The organism is Marinobacterium sp. xm-a-152 (assembly GCF_013282965.1).
Taxonomy (GTDB): domain Bacteria; phylum Pseudomonadota; class Gammaproteobacteria; order Pseudomonadales; family Balneatricaceae; genus Marinobacterium_E.
In genome coordinates, this window is record NZ_WBYI01000007.1 from 14,414 (window position 1) to 40,471 (window position 26,058).

Annotated in this window: 29 protein-coding genes and 6 tRNA genes; 7 read left to right on the forward strand and 28 right to left on the reverse strand. The window is 48.0% G+C overall.

The features are described from left to right. Positions 1 to 7 precede the first annotated feature (7 nt). The 12 genes from XMA152_RS07955 to XMA152_RS08010 form a co-directional block, all read right to left on the reverse strand. Complete coding sequence (locus XMA152_RS07955; RefSeq protein WP_173483292.1) at positions 8 to 850, reverse strand: DUF2797 domain-containing protein; 843 nt, start codon at positions 848 to 850, stop codon at positions 8 to 10. After that, positions 843 to 1,112, reverse strand: coding sequence for a YeaC family protein (locus XMA152_RS07960; RefSeq protein ID WP_173480573.1), 270 nt, complete (start codon positions 1,110 to 1,112; stop codon positions 843 to 845). Before XMA152_RS07960 ends, XMA152_RS07955 begins: the two co-directional genes overlap by 8 nt. An 80-nt stretch (positions 1,113 to 1,192) precedes the next feature. Further along, the gene (locus XMA152_RS07965; RefSeq protein WP_173480572.1) at positions 1,193 to 2,053 is read right to left on the reverse strand and encodes a rhomboid family intramembrane serine protease; all 861 of its coding nucleotides are present in this window, start codon (positions 2,051 to 2,053) and stop codon (positions 1,193 to 1,195) included. Further along, complete coding sequence (locus XMA152_RS07970; protein WP_173483293.1) at positions 2,053 to 3,015, reverse strand: metallophosphoesterase; 963 nt, start codon at positions 3,013 to 3,015, stop codon at positions 2,053 to 2,055. Before XMA152_RS07970 ends, XMA152_RS07965 begins: the two co-directional genes overlap by 1 nt. Before the next feature lie 2 nt (positions 3,016 to 3,017). Beyond that, on the reverse strand, positions 3,018 to 3,902 hold the full coding sequence (locus XMA152_RS07975; protein WP_173480570.1) for an NAD(+) kinase: 885 nt from the start codon (positions 3,900 to 3,902) through the stop codon (positions 3,018 to 3,020). A 96-nt stretch (positions 3,903 to 3,998) separates the two neighbouring features. Next, complete coding sequence (locus tag XMA152_RS07980) at positions 3,999 to 4,913, reverse strand: 1-aminocyclopropane-1-carboxylate deaminase/D-cysteine desulfhydrase (protein WP_173483294.1); 915 nt, start codon at positions 4,911 to 4,913, stop codon at positions 3,999 to 4,001. 16 nt (positions 4,914 to 4,929) lie between these two features. Continuing rightward, a tRNA-Val gene (locus XMA152_RS07985) sits at positions 4,930 to 5,005 on the reverse strand. 117 nt (positions 5,006 to 5,122) lie between these two features. Further along, positions 5,123 to 5,199 (reverse strand) — tRNA-Asp (locus tag XMA152_RS07990). Between the two features lie 4 nt (positions 5,200 to 5,203). Beyond that, positions 5,204 to 5,279: transfer RNA gene (locus tag XMA152_RS07995), tRNA-Val, on the reverse strand. A 51-nt stretch (positions 5,280 to 5,330) separates the two neighbouring features. Beyond that, positions 5,331 to 5,407: transfer RNA gene (locus tag XMA152_RS08000), tRNA-Asp, on the reverse strand. Between the two features lie 4 nt (positions 5,408 to 5,411). After that, positions 5,412 to 5,487 (reverse strand) — tRNA-Val (locus tag XMA152_RS08005). 196 nt (positions 5,488 to 5,683) lie between these two features. Beyond that, a tRNA-Asp gene (locus XMA152_RS08010) sits at positions 5,684 to 5,760 on the reverse strand. A gap of 130 nt (positions 5,761 to 5,890) precedes the next feature. Between XMA152_RS08010 and XMA152_RS08015 the strand changes: the two genes are divergently transcribed. After that, entirely contained in the window at positions 5,891 to 6,487 is a 597-nt protein-coding gene (locus XMA152_RS08015) for a SecY-interacting protein Syd (protein WP_173483295.1), read from the forward strand. Positions 6,488 to 6,508: 21 nt separating this feature from the next. Here XMA152_RS08015 and XMA152_RS08020 read toward each other — a convergent pair whose 3' ends face one another. Both XMA152_RS08020 and msrB read right to left on the reverse strand, forming a co-directional pair. Further along, positions 6,509 to 7,180, reverse strand: a complete 672-nt coding sequence (locus XMA152_RS08020; RefSeq protein ID WP_173483296.1) for a DNA-3-methyladenine glycosylase I — start codon at positions 7,178 to 7,180, stop codon at positions 6,509 to 6,511. Next, entirely contained in the window at positions 7,180 to 7,578 is a 399-nt protein-coding gene (gene msrB / locus XMA152_RS08025) for a peptide-methionine (R)-S-oxide reductase MsrB (RefSeq protein ID WP_173480566.1), read from the reverse strand. Before msrB ends, XMA152_RS08020 begins: the two co-directional genes overlap by 1 nt. 163 nt (positions 7,579 to 7,741) lie before the next feature. Between msrB and XMA152_RS08030 the strand changes: the two genes are divergently transcribed. The 3 genes from XMA152_RS08030 to htpX all read left to right on the forward strand — a co-directional run bounded on the left by XMA152_RS08030 (position 7,742) and on the right by htpX (position 10,373). Next, entirely contained in the window at positions 7,742 to 8,956 is a 1,215-nt protein-coding gene (locus XMA152_RS08030; RefSeq protein WP_173480565.1) for a pyridoxal phosphate-dependent aminotransferase, read from the forward strand. Between the two features lie 80 nt (positions 8,957 to 9,036). Then, positions 9,037 to 9,405 carry a hypothetical protein gene (locus tag XMA152_RS08035; protein WP_173480564.1) on the forward strand — a complete coding sequence of 123 codons (369 nt, stop codon included), beginning with the start codon at positions 9,037 to 9,039 and terminating at the stop codon, positions 9,403 to 9,405. 80 nt (positions 9,406 to 9,485) lie between these two features. Further along, complete coding sequence (gene htpX / locus XMA152_RS08040; RefSeq protein ID WP_173480563.1) at positions 9,486 to 10,373, forward strand: protease HtpX; 888 nt, start codon at positions 9,486 to 9,488, stop codon at positions 10,371 to 10,373. Here the strand turns inward: htpX and XMA152_RS08045 are convergent. Further along, positions 10,370 to 11,482 carry an ATP-NAD kinase family protein gene (locus XMA152_RS08045; RefSeq protein WP_173480562.1) on the reverse strand — a complete coding sequence of 371 codons (1,113 nt, stop codon included), beginning with the start codon at positions 11,480 to 11,482 and terminating at the stop codon, positions 10,370 to 10,372. The genes htpX and XMA152_RS08045 overlap by 4 nt on opposite strands. Next, positions 11,479 to 12,636 (reverse strand): 4-phosphoerythronate dehydrogenase, encoded by a 1,158-nt coding sequence (locus tag XMA152_RS08050; RefSeq protein ID WP_173483297.1) that lies wholly within the window; start codon positions 12,634 to 12,636, stop codon positions 11,479 to 11,481. The genes XMA152_RS08045 and XMA152_RS08050 overlap by 4 nt, the downstream gene beginning before the upstream one ends. Positions 12,637 to 12,798: 162 nt before the next feature. On the opposite strand from XMA152_RS08050, the gene XMA152_RS08055 reads away from it, so the two are divergent. From XMA152_RS08055 to XMA152_RS08065, 3 genes are read left to right on the forward strand one after another with little or no spacing between them, the layout of a single operon-like run. Beyond that, entirely contained in the window at positions 12,799 to 13,236 is a 438-nt protein-coding gene (locus XMA152_RS08055) for a hypothetical protein (RefSeq protein WP_173480560.1), read from the forward strand. Further along, positions 13,233 to 13,817 (forward strand): SCO family protein, encoded by a 585-nt coding sequence (locus XMA152_RS08060; RefSeq protein WP_173483298.1) that lies wholly within the window; start codon positions 13,233 to 13,235, stop codon positions 13,815 to 13,817. Before XMA152_RS08055 ends, XMA152_RS08060 begins: the two co-directional genes overlap by 4 nt. 9 nt (positions 13,818 to 13,826) lie before the next feature. Beyond that, a complete protein-coding gene (locus tag XMA152_RS08065; RefSeq protein WP_173480558.1) occupies positions 13,827 to 14,279 on the forward strand; it encodes a copper chaperone PCu(A)C in 453 nt (150 codons plus the stop codon). A 4-nt stretch (positions 14,280 to 14,283) separates the two neighbouring features. Here XMA152_RS08065 and XMA152_RS08070 read toward each other — a convergent pair whose 3' ends face one another. The 12 genes from XMA152_RS08070 to XMA152_RS08125 form a co-directional block, all read right to left on the reverse strand. Next, entirely contained in the window at positions 14,284 to 14,793 is a 510-nt protein-coding gene (locus tag XMA152_RS08070; protein WP_173480557.1) for a hypothetical protein, read from the reverse strand. Beyond that, positions 14,781 to 15,332 (reverse strand): elongation factor P hydroxylase, encoded by a 552-nt coding sequence (locus XMA152_RS08075; protein ID WP_173480556.1) that lies wholly within the window; start codon positions 15,330 to 15,332, stop codon positions 14,781 to 14,783. Before XMA152_RS08075 ends, XMA152_RS08070 begins: the two co-directional genes overlap by 13 nt. 109 nt (positions 15,333 to 15,441) lie before the next feature. Next, a complete protein-coding gene (locus tag XMA152_RS08080) occupies positions 15,442 to 15,654 on the reverse strand; it encodes a cold-shock protein (protein WP_173480555.1) in 213 nt (70 codons plus the stop codon). A 378-nt stretch (positions 15,655 to 16,032) separates the two neighbouring features. Next, complete coding sequence (locus tag XMA152_RS08085; RefSeq protein ID WP_173480554.1) at positions 16,033 to 18,228, reverse strand: YgiQ family radical SAM protein; 2,196 nt, start codon at positions 18,226 to 18,228, stop codon at positions 16,033 to 16,035. A 78-nt stretch (positions 18,229 to 18,306) separates the two neighbouring features. Beyond that, positions 18,307 to 18,999 (reverse strand): ABC transporter permease, encoded by a 693-nt coding sequence (locus tag XMA152_RS08090; protein ID WP_173480553.1) that lies wholly within the window; start codon positions 18,997 to 18,999, stop codon positions 18,307 to 18,309. Then, positions 18,996 to 19,715: an ABC transporter permease gene (locus tag XMA152_RS08095; RefSeq protein WP_254447044.1), complete on the reverse strand. Its 720-nt coding sequence runs from the start codon at positions 19,713 to 19,715 to the stop codon at positions 18,996 to 18,998. The genes XMA152_RS08090 and XMA152_RS08095 overlap by 4 nt, the downstream gene beginning before the upstream one ends. 20 nt (positions 19,716 to 19,735) lie before the next feature. Next, positions 19,736 to 20,473, reverse strand: coding sequence for an ABC transporter substrate-binding protein (locus XMA152_RS08100; protein ID WP_169450310.1), 738 nt, complete (start codon positions 20,471 to 20,473; stop codon positions 19,736 to 19,738). A gap of 27 nt (positions 20,474 to 20,500) precedes the next feature. Continuing rightward, entirely contained in the window at positions 20,501 to 21,283 is a 783-nt protein-coding gene (locus XMA152_RS08105; RefSeq protein ID WP_173483299.1) for an ABC transporter ATP-binding protein, read from the reverse strand. A 124-nt stretch (positions 21,284 to 21,407) separates the two neighbouring features. Continuing rightward, entirely contained in the window at positions 21,408 to 22,916 is a 1,509-nt protein-coding gene (locus tag XMA152_RS08110) for a fumarate hydratase (protein ID WP_173480551.1), read from the reverse strand. A 155-nt stretch (positions 22,917 to 23,071) separates the two neighbouring features. Continuing rightward, the gene (gene yegQ, locus XMA152_RS08115) at positions 23,072 to 24,424 is read right to left on the reverse strand and encodes a tRNA 5-hydroxyuridine modification protein YegQ (RefSeq protein WP_173483372.1); all 1,353 of its coding nucleotides are present in this window, start codon (positions 24,422 to 24,424) and stop codon (positions 23,072 to 23,074) included. 26 nt (positions 24,425 to 24,450) lie between these two features. Beyond that, the gene (thpR, locus tag XMA152_RS08120) at positions 24,451 to 25,002 is read right to left on the reverse strand and encodes an RNA 2',3'-cyclic phosphodiesterase (RefSeq protein ID WP_173480550.1); all 552 of its coding nucleotides are present in this window, start codon (positions 25,000 to 25,002) and stop codon (positions 24,451 to 24,453) included. Positions 25,003 to 25,089: 87 nt separating this feature from the next. Then, positions 25,090 to 26,019 carry a hypothetical protein gene (locus XMA152_RS08125; protein ID WP_173480549.1) on the reverse strand — a complete coding sequence of 310 codons (930 nt, stop codon included), beginning with the start codon at positions 26,017 to 26,019 and terminating at the stop codon, positions 25,090 to 25,092. Positions 26,020 to 26,058 lie beyond the last annotated feature (39 nt).

Genomic DNA, 26,058 nt, shown 5'->3' on the forward strand with positions numbered 1-26,058 from the left:
TCTCCAATCACGCGAAAAATTTAATGTTGTACGCGCCAAACTTGCGCAGGTTGATCACGCCCGTATCTAACATGAGGTACTGGCCTTTAACCCCTTCTAGGATGCCCTCTACAACGGGCGTTTTATCAAAGTTAAAACTGGTTACCTTGGCAGGGTGGTTAAGCACTGGGAAGTTAATTTTAACGACCTCTGCATCAAGCTTACGGATCGCATCGCCAGATTGAGCACTGATGAGCTGTTGCAAGGGCTCATCACAGAGTTCAAACAGACGATCGCGCTCCTGTTTCAGATCAAGAGGCAGAACATCGCCTTTCAACATGGCACGCCAATTGGTTTTATCGGCCACCTGTTTAGCAAATATCGTTTCAACAAGACCTGACTGCAGGCGGTTATCGACCTCCATAATCGGAAGTGCTTGCACAGCACCCTGATCAATCCAGCGAGTCGGGATCTGGGTTTTGCGAGTAATTCCCACCTTGAGCCCCGAAGAGTTGGCTAGATAGACGATGTGTGGGGCAAAACAGTTCTTCAAACCCCAGCTTTCATCACGACAGGTTCCTTCGGCAAAGTGACAGGTTTCAGGCTTAACGATACAGGTATCACAGCCCGGAAGTTTTTTGAAACAGGGGTAACAGAAACCTTGATTGAAACTTTTATTGGATTTACGACCACAGGAGAGGCAGTTGATTTGTCCGATGTATTCAAGGCGAATGGGTTGGCCAATAAAATCATTCACTAACGGACCAGCCTCGCCGTTCAGGGATAGCTCATAACGGACAGGAGAGTCGAGATGCACTCGCATCTTCTCCAATATACCCTCTGCTCGCAGCGATAAAGCGTCATTAGTCATCGGTTAGGATTCTCAACACGTCAGGCTGCATTGGATCCGAACCATGCTGTTTTCCATCAGGACGAGTACGATCGATGAAACCTACACGCTGATCCTCTGGAATATCACGCGCCACCTCATAGGCAATGACCGCACGCATACTGGTCTCACGCTGTTCAGGAGATAGTTTTTCACCATTGGGCCATTTACCAATTTCAACGGCCACTTTGAGCGCCTGATAGACATCAGGCGTCATGGTTTCGATCATTTTTTCGTAATTCAAACCGCTACCCATTCATTCAAATTTCAAGCGTTCAGAATACCATAGAGAGGATCGTTTGAGAGGGCTTTTGATACTGGCTTTTAAGAGGATTTGGGCAGCCAAACTCGGCTAATCAGTGCGAAGGCCAAACCCGACAGCAGACCGGCCAAATGAGCGGTATTAGCAATAGCCCCTAAACCTATGAATTCCAGCGCTCCGGTATATCCCAGAGCCAACCAAAAAATCATGAACCCAAACAGCGCTTTAGGGAGCCTAAACAATGGCCTACTGCTCAATTGATCCCATAACCAGGTGTAACCCAATACAGCAAAGACGACACCAGAGAGGCCACCAAAGAGCGGGCCCGTCACCCAAAACTGAGCCAGATTAGAGAGAGCTGCCGAGAAAAGCACCAGCAGCAAGAAGTGGGTCGTCCCCTGAAGGCGCTCTATCGAACCACCGATCATCCAGACCCAAAGCAGGTTAAACAAGATATGTAGCAGAGAGAAGTGCATAAACATCGGAGTCCAAATCCGCCACAACTCTCCCGATGAGAGCATAGTACTCAGTGTGTGATACTCAATCTGGCTGGAGCTGAGTGTAAAGTCGGCAAAACTGAATCTCACCATCCAGCTGGCATTGCCACCGAAATCGATGAGCAGCGTGATGATGGCCGATAGGAAAATCAGTAAAGCCGTCGCAGGCAGTTGTTTTAGCTCTGAAATTTTAAAGGGGGATCGGCTTTTAGGGTTGTGAACTTGCACATTGATGCTAGCGAGATCCCCACCCTCTCGCCAATATTGAAAGAGTTCGAGGACTTTTTCGCGGTTAATGTGGGCCGCAACAAAGAGTGTTTGGCTGTCACCCTCTTCCACCACCCGATGAGGAATGGCGTTAGCCCATAAAAATTGGGTGAACTCTGTTAGATCGACCGTTAGATCGGTTTTAACCACAGGAACCACTAGCGCGGGAACTCCGCATCGACATCGACCCAGATGAACTTGCTGCTATCGAGCGTCTTTTCACCATCGAATCGGTAGGCCACCAACTTACCGTATTTAACCGCACTGTAATCTAGGCAGGCGATGTTATCGGCAACCGGTTTAGGTTCACCTTCACACCAGTAGTGGCCGATAAACAGTGGCCGCTCATCGCGCGAATAGAACTGCAGATCCACGTAATCAGCGGGTGTTAGCTCGGTACGAGCTATATGCTCCGGCAAAGGATCAGGTTGAAACACCACATCCCCCATTCGTTTAGGCTCTTGCGCCCAGAAACGAGTTCTGAAGAAGTGGCGTCTAAATCCATCTTTGCTGATCATCACTTCATTGTTGGGCAGTCGCAAATGGGTGCCACGGGTCAATCGATCCATGACCAAGAACTCAAAACTGTGCGGTTTGACAGAGTTCAAAAGAAATTGCTTATCCACGACTGGAGCAGAACCTACTCGCTCTTTTAAACGGTTGATCAAGGTTGAGTGCCAACAGGCATGCACCACTCGCAGATCATCATGCTCGATGAACAGTGGAATCGACTCAATCCAATCCAACAGCTCTTGTTCATCCGATTGACGATGAGCAAATTGATCTAAAGTCTCTTGAACAATGCGTTGGTGTCTGGGCGTGTGCTCACGAAGAAAGTCACCACTACCATCACCCTTAGGCGTTTTATAACAATAGTAGTTGTATTCGTGGTTACCCATGACAATTTCGGCGCCCGACTTTTCCACCATGGCCCGAACGATCTCATAGGTCTCAACAATGCGTGGACCACGATCGATTACATCACCGAGGAAAATAACGCGGCGGTTAGGGTGACGGTATGCACCATCAATTTCCCTGTATCCCATGCGGTTGAGCAGAAGCTTTAAACTCTCGCCGCAGCCGTGGATATCGCCAATTAAATCTATACCCTGTCTCTGCAAAACTACTTATCCCAGAGCTTTGAGCTCCAACCGAGCTTGGTCCGGCAGGTGCTGTAAAAATCGTAGTTTTCTGGGTGGAGCAGGCGCAGCTTTTGTGGCTTCTTACTGATCGTCACGGTATCACCAGGCGCCAAAGCGATGTTACTTTGGCCATCACAGGCTACGGACGGGTATGTTTCATTATTTTCACTGATCACCAGTTTCAGCTCAGAGTTACCGTCTACCACAATTGGGCGGCTTGATAGTGTATGCGGGAACATTGGAACTAAGACCAATGCGTCCAGTTTAGGGTGCATCAGAGGACCACCGGCTGACAGTGAGTAGGCGGTAGAGCCTGTTGGTGTTGCGACGATCAAACCATCTGAACGCTGCGTGTAGACATACTGACCTTCAATCCAGAGTTCAAACTCGATCATGCGAGTCGCTTTACCTGGGTGCAACACACAGTCGTTAAGGGCCGTTGTCTCGGCAATGGGTTCGCCATTGCGCTTCACGGTGACATCCAGCAAGAAACGCTTATCAACTACGTAGTGACCTTCTAATACCTGATCGACCATCTCTTCGATCTCTTCAGGTTTAATATCCGTCAGGAAGCCAAGATTACCGCGGTTAACACCCAACACAGGTACGTTTGACGACGCCAATGAGCGCGCAGCCCCAAGCAGACTTCCGTCACCACCCACTACGATCACCAGATCAGCCACTTCGCCCATCAGCTTTTGCGGCGAGACCTGCAGACCATGGCCAGGCATTAGCTCTGAAATCTTATCGTCAATGACAATGTTCAGATGACGCTGCTCAAGAAAGCGAATGAGCTGCTTCATGGTATCGATGACTTTTTTGCTTCCTAAGCGGCCTATCAGACCAATATTGCGAAATTGATACATACCCTGTGCGTTTCCCTGCGGATATCAATGAATAAGTAGACTGCAGTATAAAGCTTGTAGAGGGAGAACGTTAGCCGACCTAGGTGTTAAAAGCCGTTAAAAAGGGAGTGGGCCGACAAACTCATTTGCCAGACGGTGGATACGTTGCTGTTGAGCCCTAAGACCTTGCAAACCTCCGGTATGAACCATCAGTAGACGCTTGCCTGTTAAACGATGCTTGAGATACTGACGATTCAGATAGTGGAATACTCGCAAGGTATAGATTGGGTCTAGCTGTAGACCTAGAAACTGAGCTCGAACCTGCGTGGCCGCTAGCTCAGCGGTCACCTTGCCATAGCGTTGCTGCAGAGCCACCTCAATAGACCACTGCACTAATTGCTCCGCTTGACGATGACCTGCTTGTGTTAGCAGTTCAATGACACGTTCATTTAGGTCGGCAAGGCTTCCTAGAGCAGACAACCCAATCAGCTCGACTCCATCAGGCGCTCCAGCGACTAAACCCGCCAAAGTTCCCCCTGATCCCACCGCCACATAGACCTGATCGTATTCACGATCCTGCAAACAGGCTTGATGCCAGATAGAGGCACAGCCTTTGACGGCGCTAAGATTACTTCCGCCTTCCGGTATCCAGCAGGGGTCGATTAACTGATAATGATCTGCTAACCACTGAGTAGGCTTTTCACGGTAAGTGTCACGATCGATGAATACTAACTGCATGCCGCAGGCTTTAGCATCCTCAAGTGTTGGCGTGGATTGAGGTTCGCCGCGAATAATACCAACCGACTTAAGCTCTAGATTCTGTGCCGCGTAGGCCAGTGCATGAATATGGTTGGAGTGAGGACCTCCAAAGCTGGCCACTAGGTCACCCAGGTTGAGATTTGTGAGATTAGGGAGCAGCTTGAACCACTTATTACCCGAAATCAGAGGGTCAGCTTGATCTAGACGCAATAAATCAAAACTAAAGCCGTTAGGTAGATTTATAGTTTCGATAGAGATTGAAGGTGTCTGCATGAATCAGAACTCGATATGGTGGGCGAAGAGGGGTTCGAACCCCCGACCCTCTGCTTGTAAGGCAGATGCTCTCCCAACTGAGCTATTCGCCCATATCGTAGGCGTGTGCTAGTTCGTTGGAGCATTGTCATCGACGATGCGATGAATCGCGACCTTTTCAAGATCGCTCCAACAAAAGCTGCAGAATCAGAGAACTGCGAACTCGTAAATGGCGGAACGGACGGGACTCGAACCCGCGACCCCCTGCGTGACAGGCAGGTATTCTAACCAACTGAACTACCGCTCCGTTATGGTGGGCGAAGAGGGGTTCGAACCCCCGACCCTCTGCTTGTAAGGCAGATGCTCTCCCAACTGAGCTATTCGCCCATAACGGTGGTTTGTCTTGCGACGTAATCTTTCAAACCAATTCATGAAAGATGGCGGAACGGACGGGACTCGAACCCGCGACCCCCTGCGTGACAGGCAGGTATTCTAACCAACTGAACTACCGCTCCGTTATGGTGGGCGAAGAGGGGTTCGAACCCCCGACCCTCTGCTTGTAAGGCAGATGCTCTCCCAACTGAGCTATTCGCCCATAACGGTGGCTTGCGCCGTATCTGTAGGAGCATTGTCGAAGACGATGCGAAAATCGCGACCTTTGCAAGATCGCTCCTACAAGAAGTGCAGAATTAGAGGACTGCAATCTCATAAAAAACTAAACTCACGGAACTTAGCGACCCTTGAGTTCTTAAGATCTGACAGGCAGATATTCTAACCTGTAAGTTCTTAAATGGCGGAACGGACGGGACTCGAACCCGCGACCCCCTGCGTGACAGGCAGGTATTCTAACCAACTGAACTACCGCTCCAGCAGTAACTGAGCATTGCTGCTCAAGAACAGGGTGCGAATTTTAATGGCTTTTCGATCAGAGTCAAACCTTTATCCGATATTTTTCTAAAAAATAGCGATTTTTTTTAACCAAACTGAAGGTTGATTATTTGTTAACCTACGCGCTGGATAAATTAGAGAGAAATGACATGTCCGCCGTTACCGCTCAATTGACTCGCCTCTTCGACGAATTCAAAACCGAATGCAAACAACAGGGTAATCCAACACTTCTGGTTGAAGAGGATTGGTTGAGCCCTGCACTGCTGCCAGGCTATGAGGTTGACCAAGAGTCTGAGTGGTTACCCAGCCCTATCAATAACTCGACTCTGGACATGTTTGAGCGACTTTCAGAAGCTCTAGAGATAGAGATTCCCCAATCGATCATTGATTACTACACCAGTTATTGGTCACAACCCATCTTAGCAACCCATACCGAGGGCGAATTAAGTCTCATCTTTGTCTGGAACCCTGAGGATCTGGAGCGCTTAAGAGAGAACCTCATTGGCCATGCTCTGAACAAAAGACGCTTGCGACAAAACATCAGCTTCTTCTTTGCTACTACTGAACCGGATGGCGATCAGATTCTTTCGGTGGAGAGCGAGACAGGTCGTGTGCTTCTAGAGAAGCCAGGACAGAAAAAGTTCAGTGTCATTGCTGAAGATCTAGAGAGCTTTCTCAGCCAGGTGAATTGTATCCATCACCAGTGACCCAACTGATTAGGAGATCGATTAACCAATCGACCTAGCCAAAAGACGACTGATTTGGCACAGATCAACGCCAGATTCGCTACGCCACTGGTTAAATGCTTCTTGAACCAGAAGTAGATCACGTTTAGCCGAGGGACGCTTATCAACAACGCCCTGCGCCTTTAACGCGACCACTACATCATCTGTCAGGACTGGACTGTCGCGACCGACAATTCGAAGTGCATAGGCTCCTGAGTTACCACCCAACTGTGATCCCTCTTTTTTCAGATAGGCCCATAAGCCAACGACGGTGTCCTCGACCGGCCAATCAGCCAAAAACTGACCAAAGCTACCCTGTTTTTGACTGACCTCATGAATCATCAAAGCGTTGATACGAGTTGCTTTAATTTTTCCAAAGTGGCGAATGAGATCCCTGTTCTTCATTAAGGCATCAAGGTGATCATCACTCATCAACGAGACCTTTTCAGGATCGAAACCAAAGAATGCTTTCTCAAAAGCGGGCCACTTACCGTCCACTAACGAGCGCTTGAGCCCTGCACAGAAGATACGCCAGGTCATCGCCGACAATATACGATCGTCCGGTGTTGCCATAAGTTCTGTCCGATTAGCCGCCCGTGGACCCAGCAGCTCGGCATCGCTCCAATCGGGGTAAAAATGCTTAGCCTGTTGCAGAAGGTGTGAAAAAGGTTTCATCAGTGATCCGGTTCAAAGTTAAGAGATGCAGAGTTAACACAGTAGCGAACACCGGTTGGCTGTGGACCATCGGGGAATATATGCCCCAAATGAGATCCACACTGACTGCAGGTGATTTCTGTACGCACCATACCATGTGAATGGTCGGGATGCTGATCCACCCTACCCTCACCCAACTCATCAAAGAAGCTAGGCCAACCACATCCAGAATCATATTTCAGAGAGCTATCAAAGAGTTCAGCATCACAGCATTTACAGCGATAAAGACCTGATCGCTTCTCATCAAAATAGGCCCCAGTGAAAGCGCGCTCTGTCCCTTTCTGGCGACATATGTAGAACTCTTCAGGTGACAATTTATCTCGCCAGTACTCATCGTCTTTTAAATCATCATATTGCATTGTGAAAAACCTCTCTAAGAGCTCGGTAAACTCTATACCCAAACCGAGCAAAGTCGTATAGTTACAACTAACACGGTTTGCTTATCAACACGTTGGTAGTACGACGTATTCTACTCAAATCGATCCCCTTTAAATTAATCTCCCCGTGAGAAGAGCTCTACCGATGTCTCAGATTAGAAAGTCCAACAAACTCAACAATGTATGTTACGACATTCGTGGACCTGTCCTTCAAGAAGCAAAACGCTTGGAAGAGGATGGCCACAAAATTTTAAAACTGAATATCGGTAACCCGGCCCCATGGGGCTTCGATGCCCCTGACGAGATTGTTCAAGACGTAATCTACAACTTGCCAAGCGCGCAGGGTTATTGTGATTCAAAAGGGCTGTTTGCAGCTCGTAAAGCGGTCATGCAGGAGTCACAACGCAAAGGCATCAAAGATGTCACCATTGAAGATATCTACATTGGGAACGGTGTCTCAGAGCTGATCGTGATGGCAATGCAGGGGCTTCTCAACGATAACGACGAGATGTTAATCCCTGCACCAGACTATCCGCTATGGACCGCAGCCGTCAGCCTAGCAGGGGGTACACCGGTTCACTATCAGTGTGACGAGGAGCGCGAGTGGTTCCCAAATATAGAGGATATTCGCAGCAAAATTTCTGAGCACACCCGTGGGATAGTAGTGATCAACCCCAACAACCCAACTGGTGCGCTGTACCCAGAATCGGTCCTTAAAGAGATTATCGAATTAGCGCGTGAACACAATCTGATCATCTTTGCTGACGAGATCTACGATAAAATTCTTTACGACGAAGCGAAACACACCTCGATCGCATCACTGACAGATGATGTGTTGGTCTGTACGTTTAACGGATTATCCAAGACTTACCGTGCGGCGGGCTTCCGTTCAGGTTGGATGTTTATAAGTGGTCCTAAGCACACGGCAACCGACTACATCGAAGGCTTAGAGATGCTGGCGAACATGCGTCTGTGTGCAAACGTACCGGCGCAGAATGCCATTCAAACTGCACTTGGCGGATACCAATCGATCAATGAACTGATTGTTCCTGGTGGTCGCCTATGCGATCAGCGAGATATCGCCTACAAGATGCTAAATGAGATCCCCGGTGTCAGCTGCGTTAAACCCAAAGGGGCAATGTACTGTTTTGTGAAGTTAGATCCCGAGATCCATCCCATCAGCAACGATGAGAAATTCGCACTGGATCTACTTCAGCAGCAAAAGGTGCTAATTGTGCATGGTAGCGGTTTCAACCTTCCGGATACTCAGCACTTTAGGATTGTATTTTTACCGGAACCAAGACTCTTGGAAGATGCCATCTCTAGAATTGGCACCTTCCTGAAAACCTACAAACAGTAACCCGAGCTCTACGGAATGGAGCCATGTCGTATCACTGTCACAATTAGCGACTATAGTGCGACTAACTAACAGGAGTAGTTATGTTTTTAAAGATCAAAAAAGATCGCGGTATTAAGATGAACCACAACGGCATGGATAAGAAGCTGGTTGTGGACATCACATCAAACTTTCTAATCAACATGGCGCACATTGGTGAGATCTCTTTCTACTCACAACATGAACCGCGCCAGCGCGTTGACCTAGCGGGACACTCATTTACTCAACCGGCAGGCACTCTGGTCATTCACTTGCAAATGGCTCACACCTACGCATCGATGACCGGTGATAGTCGTGAAGGGATCAACCGCGTGCGTGAAAAGGTCTACTACAAACTCTATTTCGCACCAGAGAACATCGACTCTTACCAAGAGTTGCGTAACGCTATCGAAGCTCGCGTCGTTAACCTTTAAGAGTTCACCTTTAAGGTTGAATTTAGGTTGCTTCGCCACAATTTGTGTTAATAGATAAATTGTTTGAGGAAGCAACCTAAATGCTCAGAATAATCCTTTTCTTAGCGACCAACCTTGCCATCATTCTGGTGGCCAGCTTGACGCTTAACATCCTTGGCGTTGGTCCATACCTAACATCGAACGGCCTAGACCTTGGCGCTCTACTAGCCTTTTGTGCAGTGTTTGGTTTTGCCGGCTCATTTATCTCTCTGTTTATCTCTAAGTGGATGGCGAAGAGAACAACGGGCACTCAAATTATTGAGCAACCTCGCAATGCCGAGGAGAAATGGCTGGTTGAAACGGTGGCAGAACTGGCTCAAAAAGCCGGTATTGGCATGCCAGAAGTGGGGGTATTCCCATCCAATGCAGCGAATGCCTTTGCGACTGGCTGGAATAAGAACAACGCACTGGTTGCGGTCAGTAGCGGTCTGCTTTCGCGATTCAAAGCCGATGAAGTGAAAGCGGTGCTAGCACACGAGGTAGGTCACGTTGCGAATGGCGACATGGTGACTCTGTCGTTGATTCAAGGGATTATCAATACCTTTGTGATGTTCTTAGCTCGTATCGTCGGTTACGCCGTTGATAGCTTCTTGCGCCGTGGCGATAACTCAGGCGGTGTTGGTATAGGCTTTTACATCGCGACCTTTATCGCTGAGATGGTCTTTGCCGTATTTGCTCATATGATTGTGGCTTGGTTCTCGCGTCGCCGTGAGTTCCGGGCAGATGAAGCGGGTGCAGACCTAGCGAGCAAGCAGGGCATGATTAATGCTTTGCAAAGACTGCAGGCTGAATCGGGTCAAGCGCAAGAGCTATCCGGACAGCTCACGGCCTTTGGCATCAGCAGCATCAAGAAGCAGGGCTTTATGGAGATGTTTGCGAGCCACCCTCCTCTAGCAGCTCGTATTGAGGCTCTGCAAAACCGCCGTTAAATTCCGACTCGGTAGATAACTGCGTCTCGATAACCGGTGTGCACCGCCACCACACCGGTTAGTTTTCGATCCAGCTCTGGGTCACCACTGTCAATAATAAGCGGGCGCCCATTAAGTCCGACGATTTTAGAGCGTGTCGCAACGACATAGAGACCCGGTAGACCTACCTTTTGAATCAGCTGCGGGCTCAACTGTTGATTACCGCGACCAAGAAGATGCCCCTGCCCGCCAATCGGTGTGATGACAATCTTGAAAGGCGCATCCCCCACTAGCTCAAGTAACTGCTGTGCTGAACAATCACTAGCGACAACCTCTCCATCTTTAATAAGATCGGTACCCAACAGCGTATTTTCGAGTCCCAACTCATCCATGATCGCCGCGACGGTTGTGCCGGATCCCATCACATAGAGAAGTTCGGGATCCATCTGCTCAACAAAATCGGCCGCGATATCAGCGACTACAAGCTCTTCAACCTCTTTGCCGCCCTCTTTCACAGACTGCACATACTGATGCTCTGCAGGCACAAGCAGTTCGCCATAATATTTTGCACGAACTCGGCCCTGCCTAAACTCAGACTCATCAATATCGCGAACCTCAGCCTGCTCCATGCGAACCAGACGCCCTTCGATAAGATCAGTAATTAATGACCCTGCTAGCGAAGGGGTCAGGGTATAGACGCCTGAATGAATCTTCACACCCGCCGGAACGCCAAGGACAGGCACCTGTTGCCCAATGGCTTCATAAATATTGCGTGCCGTACCGTCACCACCCGCAAACAGAATGAGATCGACACCCTCGTCAACCATTGCTCTAGCAGCGATCAACGTATCCTCTGCACTGGTCGGCCAGTGCTGCGGTGAACCTAAGACAAGGCACTCTAACTTTAACTCTTTAATTGACTCTTCACCCATGGCACCGCCCCAGGTAAACAGCTCAATTTGATCACTCTTTATGGCCTCAAGGGCGTGACGCATTTTGACCGGAGCAAGCTGCTGAGCACCTCGGCTTAAAGCCTCATCTCTGATCGCTTCACCATCACTCCCTTTCAATGCAACACTGCCACCAATACCGGCATAAGGGTTGACCAATACGCCTAAGCGAAACTTCATACCTGCACCTCATCCACCTTAAACCCTAAAGCTGCAAGCTGAACTTTCATCGCGCCTGTCGTCTGACCGGTCAGCTTCAGCGATGAAAACTCTCGACGCACCGGGTAACTCTTTCTCAATTGATCAAAGGCTTTAGGTTGATTTTCCGCAGGGGTCAAAGAGTCTATAAAACGCTGATGATCCTCCTTTATGGAGTAGACAGATTGAATCACCAGTTGAATCGTTGTCTGTTGAGTTAATTCAAGTTTTGGGGTCGGGTAATCTGTCAAAAGGCCGTCGAAAGCCGCAGAAACCTCAAGACCTAAAATCTCACAGTAACGCTCATAAAGCATGTAAGTTCCGCGTAACTTACCTTCTAAACTGTAACCCGCTATATGGGGCGTACCGATCAACACACGACAGGCCAATTCACGGTCGACTGTCGGCTCCTCTTCCCACACATCCATCACCAAGGTGACGTCGGTTCTCTGCTTGGCAAAGCTTAAGAGCGCTTCACCATCGATGGTGGGCCCCCGTCCTGCATTTAAAAGCAGTGCTCCTGGAATCAGCTGCTGCAAAAGCGACTCGCCAATCAAGTGATGGGTTGCATGCTCACCGCTGTTGGTTAACGGCAGATGACAACAGACAACATCCGACTGGGCCATTAACTGCGCGAGAGGGGTATCTATAAAGGTTGGGTCCCGAAGAGCACGAGGGGGATCTGATACAAGGACATTAACCCCCAGCGCAGTTAAACGGCTAACTAACCGAGAGCCAACATTACCAGCACCGACCACCCCGTATGAGAGATTCCGTGGATCTAAGGCTCTCTGTTCGGCATATTCATAAATAGCTGCTAGCGCATAATCCACAACTGAATCGGCGTTACAGCCTGCTGCGTTAGAAAAGGGAATTGCGCGCTCAGTCAAGTAGTGAGAATCCATATGATCCATACCTATGGTCGCCGAACCGACAAATTCTAACGGTTTAGTCTCACTCAATAACCGTGCATTAACTTGGGTAATAGAACGTACGAGAAGCGTATCAGCTTCAGCCAACTGACTGGGTTCTATTGAGCGACCCGCCACACGGCGAACTTCACCGAAGGAGGAGAACAATGTCTCAACGGCCGGCATATTCTCATCTGCAACAATGACTTTTTTGAGCTTTATCATGAACACCCCTTTTGAAGAGCTGTATTATACGGCCTATCGATAAAAGTGCGATCTGAACTGATACCACTGATCCGGTGTAAAAAGCCGTGTAAATAAACGTAAAGTTGGTTCACTGTTAGGCTCGAGCATGAAAACATACGCACAATAGAGTTAGGAATTTAAGTGACTAATCCACCTAAGCGAATCGTTATCAGTCTGTTCCTGATCAGTTCCATAGTACTTTTAACTTGGGCTTCTCAACTCTTTTTGGGACCGAAACCGGTGTCACATTGTGATATCAACAGCGGCAGATGCGAAGTCGTTAACGATGATATTCGGTACCGCTTTACACTGGGACCGATGCCAGCTCGATCTCTGAACAATATGACTCTGACGGCTGAAACTGATCTACCTGGGATCAATCGAGTTTGGGTCGATCTGCAAGGCGCCGATATGTACATGGGCGTTAACCAGTTTGAAATGGAAAAGAGTGAACACCTTTGGCAGGGACGGACTCAGTTAGCCGTCTGCACCACAGGGACGATGACCTGGCTAGCAAAGGTGATTTTTGAAACGGATTCGAAACAAGAGATTGTTGAATTGAGGTTTGATGCACGATGATGACACGCAACATAAATCTACTGATTATTGTGATGCTGATTTTGGCAGCCGTCATTGTTAGCCTGGTTTACCTAAAACCCAACAACAGTTACCAACCGGTTCAGCTGGGTGGTGAGTTTCAGGGTAAAAGTATTGATGGCGATGTGTCACTGACTGACTTCAGAGGCAAACTGGTGCTGCTCTATTTTGGCTACACCTCTTGCCCCGATATATGCCCCACTTCTTTAACCAGTATGAAGTTTGCTTTCAATGAACTCGATGATGAGCAACTAAACCAAATTCAACCCATTTTTTACAGCGTCGACCCTGATCGGGATTCACTGGAACAGCTACAGGTCTACTCTCAGTTTTTCTCGCCTCTCATTCTTGGTATGACCGGCAGCCGTCAGCAGATCGACAGCGCGATTAAACTGTACGGGGCTTACTATCGAATGGTCGAGCAGCCTGATTCAGCGATGGGCTACACCGTCGACCACTCTTCTAAAATCTATCTAATCGATCAACAAGGTGAGTTTCTAGGAAGCGTCTCACACAACAATCCCAACCAACTTGTTGAGAAAATCCGTTCCATCTTGCAGTAGGAAACTAAGATGAAAAAACTGTTAATCGCGTCACTTTTAACCAGCACCCTTGCCCAGGCCGAGGTCGAGATTTCAGATGCGCGTGTGCGTGCTGTTCCACCGGGCCAGAAAATGACCGGCGCATTCATGGATATCAAAAACAGTGGTGCCGATCTTCAAGTGGTTTCAGCTGAGTCCTCTATCTCTAAAGTGGTCGAGCTGCATACTCATATCAAAGATGGTGAAGTGATGCGTATGCGAAAAATTCCTGCCATTGATCTGCCAGCAAACAGCACCACTCATTTGAAACCAGGCGGCCTACATGTGATGTTTATCGGACTAAAGGAGCCACTCTCCATCGATCAGACAATCGATCTGAAATTAAATTTCAGTGATGGAACTAGCCAAGCATTAGAAGTGCCCGTCAAAATGATTCAAAAGCCTGGTATGAAAAAAGAGATGAAGCACGATATGCAGCATTGATCGATCAGCACATCTTACAGCCACGGGTACGACTGTCGAAGTGGCTGTAGAGTGCTAGACAGGCATCAACCTCTGACTCCAACACTCCCAGCAGTGCCGCTTTATAACCGTCAATATACTCCACCCGATATCCGTCTATCTCTTGAGTCACCCGATAGGATTTGAAACCGACACGATAGACCCCTGAGTAGTGTGGATAATCCATTAGAGATTGCTCTTGGTATGCCACCACTGGCCAACTCTGCTCAATTTTCAGCGCCGGCACTTTTAATGGGTTGTCGTTATGCAACGCAAGAAAGTACTGTAACTGCTCGACATGATCAAATACACCGAGCACCCACACACCTCGATCTGATTGACCCAGTTCCTGCTCACCTTCAGCGTAAAGATACTCTTTTGTCGGCAGCGTCAATCTTAGATAGTTAAAGCGATTAGTAACGCTAGCAAAGAGAGACCAGTCATCGCCTTTGGCCTGTAAAAGCCAATCGGTTGCAGTGATGCTTAACTGGCGCACGAATAACTCTCTAATTGGAACTGATCGACACTCAGAGGCTCCACAGCATAGAGTGTTCTCAGAGCTTCGCTGAGCGCTTTCAAGCGTGGGTTCATTCCATTGTCGAGCAGTTGATGCACCCTGTTAAGAACAGCCTCTTTAAAGCTATCTGAAGCTCCTAACCCTTGAGAGAGGTTATCGGCACTGAAATGAAATTTTCGACCCGCCGATACCGTTAGAATCCACTCATAAGCTTGAGGGGATACCTCCACTCGCTCAAACTCGGCTTGCTCTTCTTCTGTACGGCCATCTGGCTTGTACCAGTAACCGAAATCTTCAAGCAGTCGTCTTTTTGGACCCGCCACACACCAGTGAGCAATCTCGTGCAATGCGCTTGCAAAGAAGCCATGTGCAAAGATAATTCGATGATGAGGATAATCGGAATCGGCAGGCAAGTAGATAGGCTCCCCATCACCGCGAACCAGTTCGGTATTAAGGGATTCCAAAAAGAGAGTATTAAAACACTCAATCAGTTGATCGACTTGAGGATCGAGATCCATATCAGGCTCCAGAAAAAGACCGTTAGATTATAGTCGGGTTAAAGTCTGTAATTAATCTGACAGGCACAAAAAAAGCGCCATATGGCGCTTTTTTCTAAGAATCTTACTCTTATGCTACAACAGTTACGTTGTCAGCTTGAGGACCTTTCTGGCCCTGAGTAACCTCGAAAGTTACCTGCTGGTTTTCAGCTAGTGTACGACGACCAGTACCGTTGATAGCACGGAAGTGAACGAATACGTCTGGACCGTTCTCCTGCTGAATGAAACCAAAACCTTTCTCGTCGTTAAACCATTTAACTGTACCAGTTAGCTGCTCTGACATTTCTTGCCTCTTAATCCTGTCCCATTTAGGAACTTTAGTGCATCCCCGAGGGGAGTTATCTACCAAGTCAATGACTTGGCCTGAGTGCGACCTGTGCCGCGAACTAAATTACAAGCCTATCTTGTAACCCAGTTATTTATTAGCAGGATGAAGTGACAAAACGATGACACAACACTCAAAACTAACAAAATTAGTGCTTAGTTCAGAGTGGAAAAGGAGCAGAAGATCAGATGCGAAGTTTTACTTTCGGTGTTCCAGCCAACCCTAGGGTTAAGCTCTAGTGCAACTTGTTTCTCTGGACGTTTCAAACGCCACAACGTAAACAACTGAGTTAAGTTTAATCCAGTTAGTGCCGAATACAACTATTTTTTATCAATGTTACGCTTTTTGCCGCTTTTTAACGCTAGATGACCCTTTTTTAGCCTTACCACGAGGTGGCAAGCCTGTATGCTGAGTCAATAATCTACCTTTTTTAACACTCTTACTTTGCTTATTAACGTTCTTACGGCGCGGACTCTTATATTGATCACCCTCTGAATTGTTTGAAGGAATCAAATGATTAGGGCCATCGCCTATCAAGTCAGCACGTCCCATCGACTTCAGAGCCTCACGTAACAGCGGCCAATTTTCAGGGTCGTGGTAGCGTAGGAATGCTTTGTGTAAACGACGCTGTTTTTCACCTTTGACCGTCTCAACCCGCTCTGAAGACTTTTTGTAGCTTTGACGTTTCAGAGGGTTACGACCGGTATGGTACATGGCGGTAGCGGTCGCCATCGGTGAAGGGTAAAACGCCTGCACCTGATCCGCTTTAAAGTCATTGCGCTTTAACCAGACAGCGAGATTCATCATATCTTCGTCAGTGGTACCGGGGTGCGCAGCGATGAAGTAAGGAATCAGATACTGATCCTTCCCTGCCTCTTTAGAGAAGCGTTCAAACATCTTCTTAAACGCATCGTAAGTACCAATGCCCGGCTTCATCATATGATCGAGCGGACCTCGTTCAGTATGCTCAGGCGCGATCTTTAGATAACCACCAACATGATGGGTCACCAGCTCTTTCACGTATTCAGGGTCTTCCACAGCCAAATCGTAGCGAAGACCTGACGCAATCATCACCTTCTTCACCCCTTTTGTTTTGCGTGCTTTGCGATAAAGCTCCGTCAATGAGGAGTGATCAGTATTTAAGTTGTGGCATATCTCCGGGTAGACACAAGAGAGCTTACGACAGGACTTTTCGATCTCCGGTGACTTACAGGCAATTCGATACATATTGGCCGTTGGCCCGCCTAAATCTGAGATAACCCCTGTAAAGCCTGGGACTTTATCTCTGATCTCTTCAATCTCATTTAAAATCGATTCGTGAGAGCGATTCTGAATAATGCGCCCTTCGTGTTCTGTAATGGAGCAGAAAGTACAACCGCCAAAACAGCCGCGCATGATGTTCACCGAAAACCGAATCATCTTGTAGGCAGGGATCTCTTGCCCTTTATAGATCGGGTGTGGAACACGTGCGTAGTTAAGCCCGAAAACGAAATCCATCTCTTCAGTGGTCAATGGAATCGGAGGTGGATTCAACCACACCTCTTGATCACCATGCTGTTGGACTAACGCGCGAGCATTACCGGGATTTGTCTCTAAGTGGAGTACTCTGCTCGCATGAGCGTAGAGAACAGGATCTTTAGAGACTTTTTCAAATGGGGGAATGCGAATGACTGTTTTACTGCGATCAAGGTGCACCTTAGGTTCAATATGCAGAACCTGAACTTCATCAGCCTCAGGCTCCTCTTTAGAACCCTTTTCCAACGCACACTGTTCAAGGTCTCGGGTGTTAACATAGGGGTTGATCATTCGATCAATTTTGCCCGGTCTATCGATACGAGTGGAGTCTATCTCCATCCAGCCCTCGGGCGTATCCGTGCGAATAAAAGCGGTGCCTCGGACATCGGTCAAGTCGCCAACCGATTCGCCGGCTGACATTCGCTGAGCCACTTCAACAATGGCACGTTCAGCATTACCGTAGAGCAATATATCCGCCCTGGAGTCGAGCAGTATTGAGCGACGAACTTTGTCTTGCCAGTAGTCATAATGAGCAATACGACGCAGTGACGCTTCGATACCTCCCAATACAATGGGAACCTCTTTATAAGCTTCTCGACAGCGCTGGCTGTAGACAATGCTGGCACGATCAGGTCGGCTACCGGCTTTACCACCCGGCGTATAGGCATCATCAGAACGAATTTTACGATCGGCCGTATAACGGTTGATCATAGAATCCATGTTACCCGCCGCAACACCAAAGAATAAGCGAGGCTTACCCAATACTTTAAAGGCCTCAGCACTCTGCCAATCTGGCTGAGCAATAATACCTACCTTGAAACCCTGCGACTCCAGCAGACGGCCAATGATGGCCATACCAAACGATGGATGATCAACATAGGCATCACCGGTCACGATAATGATGTCACACTGGTCCCAACCCAACTTCTTCATCTCAGCTTTAGACAGCGGCAAAAACGGTGCGTGCGGAGCATCGTTACGCTGAGCAATCGAGGTGATTGTTGGAGTGGCTTGCATGATCAATCCAGAGATCTAATGAGTATGGTGAAATTATACGTGAGAGCAGTTAGAAGATCTGCTCAGAATCGATAAAAGTTATCGCGGGTATTGATAGCGATTTAGCCAGCGCTCAATAAACCGGAACGCCAAAATAAATAGCGCAGCGATAGCAAGATACAACATACCTGCCGCAAAAAAGATCTCCAGCGGGGTATAAGTACGAGCAATAATGGTTCTCGCCATACCCGTAAGATCCAACAGAGTAATGGTTGAGGCGAGCGCACTACCCTTCAACATCAGAATTAACTCATTCCCGTAAGCAGGAAGCACAATACCGAAAGCACGAGGCAGGACGATACGTCGTATCTGAACCAGTTTCGACATACCAAAAGCCTCTGCAGCTTCAATCTCCCCCTTTGGAATAGACTGGATTGCACCACGAACAAGCTCAGCACTGTACGCTGCAGTGTTCAGCGTTAACGCTATCAGTGCACACCAGAAGGGTTCACTGAAAATTTCCCAAAGGGATGTATTTCGAATGAGATCAAACTGAGCTGAGCCATAGTAGATCAAAAATATTTGGACCAATAACGGCGTGCCACGGAAGAAATAGATGTATGCCCAAGGAAGCGCAGAAACTAAGCGATTTTTAGAGGCACGCATCAGCGCAAGAGGCACTGCAATCGCTAGCCCCGTTAAGGCTGAATAGAGAACCAATTCTAGTGTTAACCAAACGCCATCAAAGAGGCGTGGAAAATATTCCCAGATCACATCCCATGACCAGTTCATGCTGCAACCCTCTTCTCAGCAGGATTTGATGCGCGCTCAAGATAAGTAGTTATCAAAGTAGATATTGCCGTGAGACCAAGATAGATCAGTGCGGCTGCCATGTAGAAAGTGAACGGCTCTTTTGTAGACCCCGTCGCAACGTAGGCCTGTCGCATAATGTCGTTCAAACCAACAACAGAGACGAGTGCGGTATCTTTTAGAAGTACTTGGAAAAGGTTGCCAAGACCTGGCAGCGCAAGACGCCAAACCTGGGGCAGAATAATTCGATAGAAGGTCGTCAGGCGAGGCAAGCCCAAAGCATAGGCTGACTCCCACTGGCCCTTCGGGAGCGCTTGAATAGCCGCTCGAAAAACTTCAGTAGCGTAGGCACCAAATGCAATAGAGAGCGCCGTGACACCCGCTGCAAAAGCACCCACCTCTATGTAATCTGTATAACCAAAACGCTCTGCGATAGCCATCAACAGCATCGAGCCACCAAAGTAGATGGTGAGCACTAAAAGCAGTTCCGGTATTCCACGAATCAGCGTTGTGTATCCGGTTGCTAACCAGCGAAGTGGCGCAATCGAGGATAGTTTCGCAGAGGCACCAGCAAGCCCAATAATAAGGCCAAAAAATAGGCTAGCGAGCGCAAGCTGAATAGTTATCCAGGCACCCTCCCAAAGAAGGTGACCGAAGCCGTGAAGATCAAACATAGAGTAAGATATTGGCTGCGCCATTTAGGCACAGCCTGTCCCGATTAGTAGATCGAGAATGGGAAGTACTTAGCGTTGATTTTCGCGTAAGTACCGTTATCAACAATCGCTTGAAGTGCTTTGTTGAACTTCTCTTTTAGAGCATCGTTTTTACGAATTGCGATACCGATCTTATCGTCGATGTCGATATCCTGGCCTTTGAACTCAAAGCCTTTGCCGTCATCAGTTCGTAGCCAGTCGTATGCTGGGAACTTATCTGACAGCATGCCATCAAGACGGCCGGCAGCAAGGTCTAAGTATGCGTTATCTTGAGTATCGTACAGTTTTACGCTCGCGCTTCCTGACATGTTGTCTTCAAGGTACTGGCCAGCGATAGTCGCACGCTGCGCACCAAGCGTTTTACCCTTCATGTCACCCATAGACTGACCTTTAGGACCCACGTAAGCGAGAACGTTTGAGTAGTATGGGTTAGTGAAGTCGACAACTTTTAGACGCTCTTCTGTGATCGACATTGATGCGATGATTGCATCGTACTTACGGCTCATAAGACCAGGGATAATACCGTCCCAATCCTGTGCCACTAGCGTACAGTCTGCTTTCATTTCAGCACAAAGTGCATTAGCGATATCTACGTCAAAGCCCTGAAGCTGACCTTTGTCATCGACCATATTGAAAGGCGCGTATGCACCTTCAGTAGCGATACGGATTTTATCGCCTGCGAAAGCTGAAGAGGCTGCAACAGCACTCAAAGTAAGACCAACGACGAGGTTTTTTAATTTCATTATTTTCTCCTATTAGGATCTACTGTCCTATTGATGACTCGACATAAAGGCCTTCACCCTTGCAGATGAAGGATTTTCGAATAGTTTCTCTGGTGTTCCCTGCTCTTCGATATGTCCTTCATGAAGAAAGACAATCTGGCTCGAAACATCACGTGCGAAGCGCATTTCATGGGTTACTATCAGCATAGTGCGTCCCTGTGAGGCCAGATCCCGCATGACCGCCAGCACTTCATTGACCAACTCAGGATCAAGCGCTGAAGTTGGCTCATCGAACAATAACAGCTGTGGATCCATCGCTAAAGCACGTGCTATCGCAATACGCTGCTGCTGGCCACCTGAAAGATGACTAGGATAGGCATCAATCTTATCTACGAGACCGACCTGCTCTAGGATCAGTTTTGCCTGCCCCACCGCCTCATCTTTAGACTGTTTTAAAACTTGAATGGGAGCTTCTGTAATATTCTCTAACACAGTACGGTGCGGCCAGAGATTAAAGTTCTGGAATACAAAACCGATACGCGAACGCATATTTTCAAGCTGCTTTCGACTTTTAGCCTGCAACTCGCCACTCTTAGATGGCACCAACTCAAGTTTCTCATCCCCAAGATAGATCTCACCCTTGCTTGGATTTTCAAGCAGGTTAATACAACGCAGTAGCGTACTCTTACCCGAGCCACTCGAACCGAGAATAGAGATCACATCGCCATCTTTCGCCTCCAGTGAGACCCCTTTGATAACGTTCAGGGATCCGTAGGATTTATGAATATCGATCATGCGAAGCGCAGTAGCGGGTTGTGAATCTTGAGACATTAAAACTTAACCAAACAGTCATGTAATCAATGGACTTTAGCGAGAATAGTGACACACGGCAAGCCTTCTATATTCCACAAACAAAAAAGCCGCGATAAACGCGGCCCTTAATGTGAGTTTTCGTTTAGCCTTTCGCTTTAACGATTATGTCGTGCCATTTAGCTGGACCAGATGTATGAACAGACTCACCATTCACATCTACAGCCACAGTCACCGGCATATCTTTGACTTCAAACTCATAGATCGCTTCCATGCCCATCTCTGGGAAGGCTAGCACTTTTGAGTCAGTGATCGCTTTAGAGACAAGGTAAGCAGCACCGCCAACAGCCATTAGGTAGACCGCTTGGTTATCTTTGATCGCATCAATAGCGATTGGACCACGCTCTGATTTACCAATCATGCCCAGTAGGCCCGTTGACTCTAGAATCTGACGTGTGAACTTATCCATACGTGTTGACGTTGTTGGGCCAGCAGGGCCTACAACCTCATCACGGACAGGGTCGACAGGACCCACGTAGTAGATGAATCGCCCTTTCAGATCAACTGGCAACTCTTCACCGTTGTTAAGCATCTCTACCATGCGCTTATGGGCGGCATCACGACCGGTCAACATTTTACCATTAAGCAAAATAGTCTCACCAACCTTCCACTCTTTAACCGACTCAGGTGTGATCTCATCTAGATTGACGCGGCGTGTATTAGCACCGACTTCAAAGGTCACTTCTGGCCACTGATCCAAGCTTGGCGGTGTGAGAACGGCCGGCCCATCACCTTTCAAAGTAAAATGAGTATGGCGAGTCGCAGCACAGTTAGGGATCATACAGATTGGCAAAGATGCCGCGTGCGTTGGGTAGTCCATGATCTTAACGTCTAGAATCGTTGTCAGACCACCAAGACCCTGTGCACCAATACCTAGCTCATTGACCGCATCCATGATCTCTAAACGTAGCTCTTCGACACGGTTCTGCGGACCACGCTCACGTAGCTCATGAATATCGATAGGGTCCATCAAAGACTCTTTGGCCATGACTGCTGCCTTCTCGGCAGTACCACCAATACCAATACCCAACATACCTGGTGGACACCAACCAGCACCCATAGTCGGTACCGTTTTAACCACCCAATCCACGATGCTGTCAGATGGGTTCAACATCACCATCTTCGATTTATTCTCTGAACCACCACCTTTAGCAGCCACATGAACTTCTACCTCATCGCCCTCTACAATTTCGTAGTGGATAACAGCAGGAGTATTGTCCTTGGTGTTCTGACGTTTGCCAGCAGGGTCAGCAAGAATCGAGGCACGTAGGACGTTATCTGGGTGCATGTAGGCTCGACGAACACCTTCATTGACCATATCGGTGACGCTCATTGAAGCATCCCACTGAACGTTCATACCCACTTTAAGGAATACGGTAACGATACCGGTGTCCTGACAGATAGGACGCTTACCTTCAGCACACATGCGCGAGTTGATTAGGATCTGCGCCATCGCATCTTTAGCGGCTGGGTTCTCCTCTTTCAGGTAGGCTTCGTGCACACCTTCAATAAAGTCGATTGGGTGGTAGTAAGAGATGAACTGTAGCGCATCAGCAACGCTATCAATAAGGTCGTCTTGGCGAATAACGCTCATTGGAAAACTCCATTTATAGTGATGATCAGGGGGCTCCACCCCTGCAGTGCAGCCAGATTATACATCATCCAAATCAGATGGGATGACCACACTTTGTCTAACGGCTAAGCAGAACCTATAGAGACAAAAAAGCCGGCTCAGTCGCCGGCTATCATTTACGCCCTCTCTGGAGCGTTTGGAAGATCACGCATCAGTAGCGCGTATTCCATATCAGTATCAAAATCGAGTGGTAGTGTCACACGGTGTCCTGAACCTGGGGCAACATGGACTCGAGCACCTTTCTTGTCATACAGCTCATCAAGCTTGAAGCGACGATTACCCTGAGGGGTCATCAACTCAAGTGTGTCACCCACCTCAAATTTGTTCTTCACATCGATAACAAGCTTGCCAGAGTCCGCGTCACGCTCAACCACTTCACCGACAAATTGCTGATGCACACCCACAGAGTTACCCGTTTCATAGTTCTGGTATTCGTCGTGAACATGACGACGGTAGAAACCTTCGGTGTATCCTCGGTTTGCAAGATTCTCAAGGACATCCATTAGCCCCTTGTCGAATGGGCGACCAGCCGCTGCATCGTCAATGGTTTGACGGTAAGCTTGCGCGGTTCTGGCAACGTAGTAGTGCGACTTAGTGCGTCCCTCAATTTTCAGAGAGTCGACGCCCATCTCCGTCAAGCGATGCACGTGCTGAATGGCGCGCAGATCTTTTGAGTTCATGATGTAGGTACCGTGCTCATCTTCAAAGGCCGGCATATACTCTCCAGGGCGAGTCTCCTCCTGGAGCAGGTAGATCTGATCTGATGGCTTACCTTCACCTAGGGCAGGCTGCTTCTCTTCGCTTGGATCAAAGCTCTGAACGGGAACCACATCACCGGACTCATCTTCCTGAGCTTCATGAGCATCGTATTTCCAACGACAAGCATTTGTGCAAGTACCCTGGTTTGGATCTCGGTGGTTGATGTAACCCGATAGCAGACAGCGACCTGAGTAGGCGATACAGAGTGAGCCATGAACAAAGACCTCAAGCTCAATATCCGGACACTGTTGACGTATTTCAGCCACTTCATCTAGCGAGAGTTCACGTGACAGGATGATTCGCTCAATACCTGCTCGCTCCCAGAACTTCACTGCAGCCCAGTTCATAGTATTCGACTGAACAGAGAGGTGAATCGGAAGATCTGGATACTTATCTTTGACCATCATAATCAGGCCAGGGTCGGACATGATCATGGCATCAGGATTCATCGCTACAACAGGATCAATATCCTTCATGTAGGTACCCAACTTTGAATTGTGCGGCAGAATGTTACTGGCGACAAAAAACTTTTTACCCAGTTGATGCGCAATATTGATCCCCTCTTCAAGGTTCTGAAGAGTAAAGTCGTTGTTACGTACACGAAGGCTATAGCGCGGTTGACCGGCATAGACCGCATCAGCACCATAGGCAAAGGCATACTTCATATTTCGCAAGGTCCCTGCAGGGGACAATAGCTCGGGTTTTCGCATCATGTTCTCAAAATTGGTTAAACGGTTTAGCGTGTAAGTGGCACTTCGAAAAGCGGCTTATAGACACTGCCATGATCACCCTCAGTGCTCTGAAGAAGCACAATCGAGTCAGCCGGCAGGCTATGATCGATAGGCGGCAACTCTCTGTCGACAGCAAATCGATTGTCCGCTGGCAAGCGTGCCAAGGTGACGTGGGGCATAAAGTTCTGATCTTTACAAACAATGCCAACCTCTTCGGCTAACGCCACTAACTGCTCATGGAGCATCGTTAGCTGACTATTCTGCGCGGTCATCGCCGCGATCAGGGAGAGTCTCGGATTAACGGCGTAATAACTGACCTGATCTAGCTGAACGGTAAAACGACTACCAAAATCTATTTGAGTGGCACGTTTCTCGAGCTGTTCTATCTGTTCTAGGCTGACATCTCCTAAAAAGCAGAGCGTCAGGTGATAGCCAGATGAATCAAACCAGGTTGCGTCCAGCCCTAAATCAAACTGACACAACTCATCAGAAAGATTAGCGAGCTCTCGAGCCGTTCTATCAGGAATGCGTAAAGCAAAAAAGGTTCTTAGCTTCACGTCTTAACTCAGCTCCATTTCATGTGGCGCGTATTGTGCCCATTGGCAAGGATTTGGACAAGTATTGATCAGTTGCGAATAATTCAACTAACGAATAGCTCCTTCAAGCAGCAGCGTATTGAGCTGTTGTTTGATGTTCAATAGTTCGGCATTGACCGACTGGCGACTAGAATCAATGGAGCGGAGACGATCTTCAATGGTCGCTAAACGGCCATCAAGATCACTGGAATTGGAACCTGCCTTAACTTGTTCAAGCTGCTCTGAAAGCCTTGCTCTCTCGTCCCGTTCAATAGAGAGCTGAAACTCAAGGTCACTGTTGAGTTGAGCTACCCGTTCACTTAATTGAGCGATCTGCTTATCTTTACTGGCAACTAGGTCATTAAGTTTTGATAGTTGCTGGTCACGTTTTTTCAAACTGCTATCAAATTCTGATACTGATTTGGACAGTTTATTAACAGACCCTTCGCTCTTTTTAGCTTGTGCTTGAACTTGATCCACACCTGACTGAATGCTTTTTATCGATTCAGCCTGAGATTTAATCAGTTTAGCTTGTGCTTCAATCGTCTTGCCCTGCTTCTCCAACTGAGGCTTATTGCGCTGATACGAAACGGTCCAAAGCTTAGCGATCTCAGAGTCAAAATGCTTAATACGATCTTCAACACGACCATTAAGCTGCTCTAATCGAGAAGAGAGGGTTTCACCTGATTGTGACGCTGAAGTCGTTGTCTTCGTCAGCGTTGCATCGGTACTCTCAAGCCATAAGTTCATCTGTTCCAGAAGAACGGATTGTTGATCCATCTTTTGAGTCAGTTGGTAGTTCCATACAGCCATAGCCACAGCCACTAACAGTGCAATAACAGCAACACCCGTTGCTAAACCACTACTTTTAGAAGAGGGCTTAACGGCGGCATTAGTGGGGTTGTTAGGCACTTGAGGTTTTTGCTTTTCAGGTTCAAGAGTAGGCACTGGCTCGGCCAGTTGATCTAAATTGAATCCTGGTTCGCGACGTTCAGACATTGAAGAGGGTTCTTACTCAATTAGAAAGGGATACAGTAC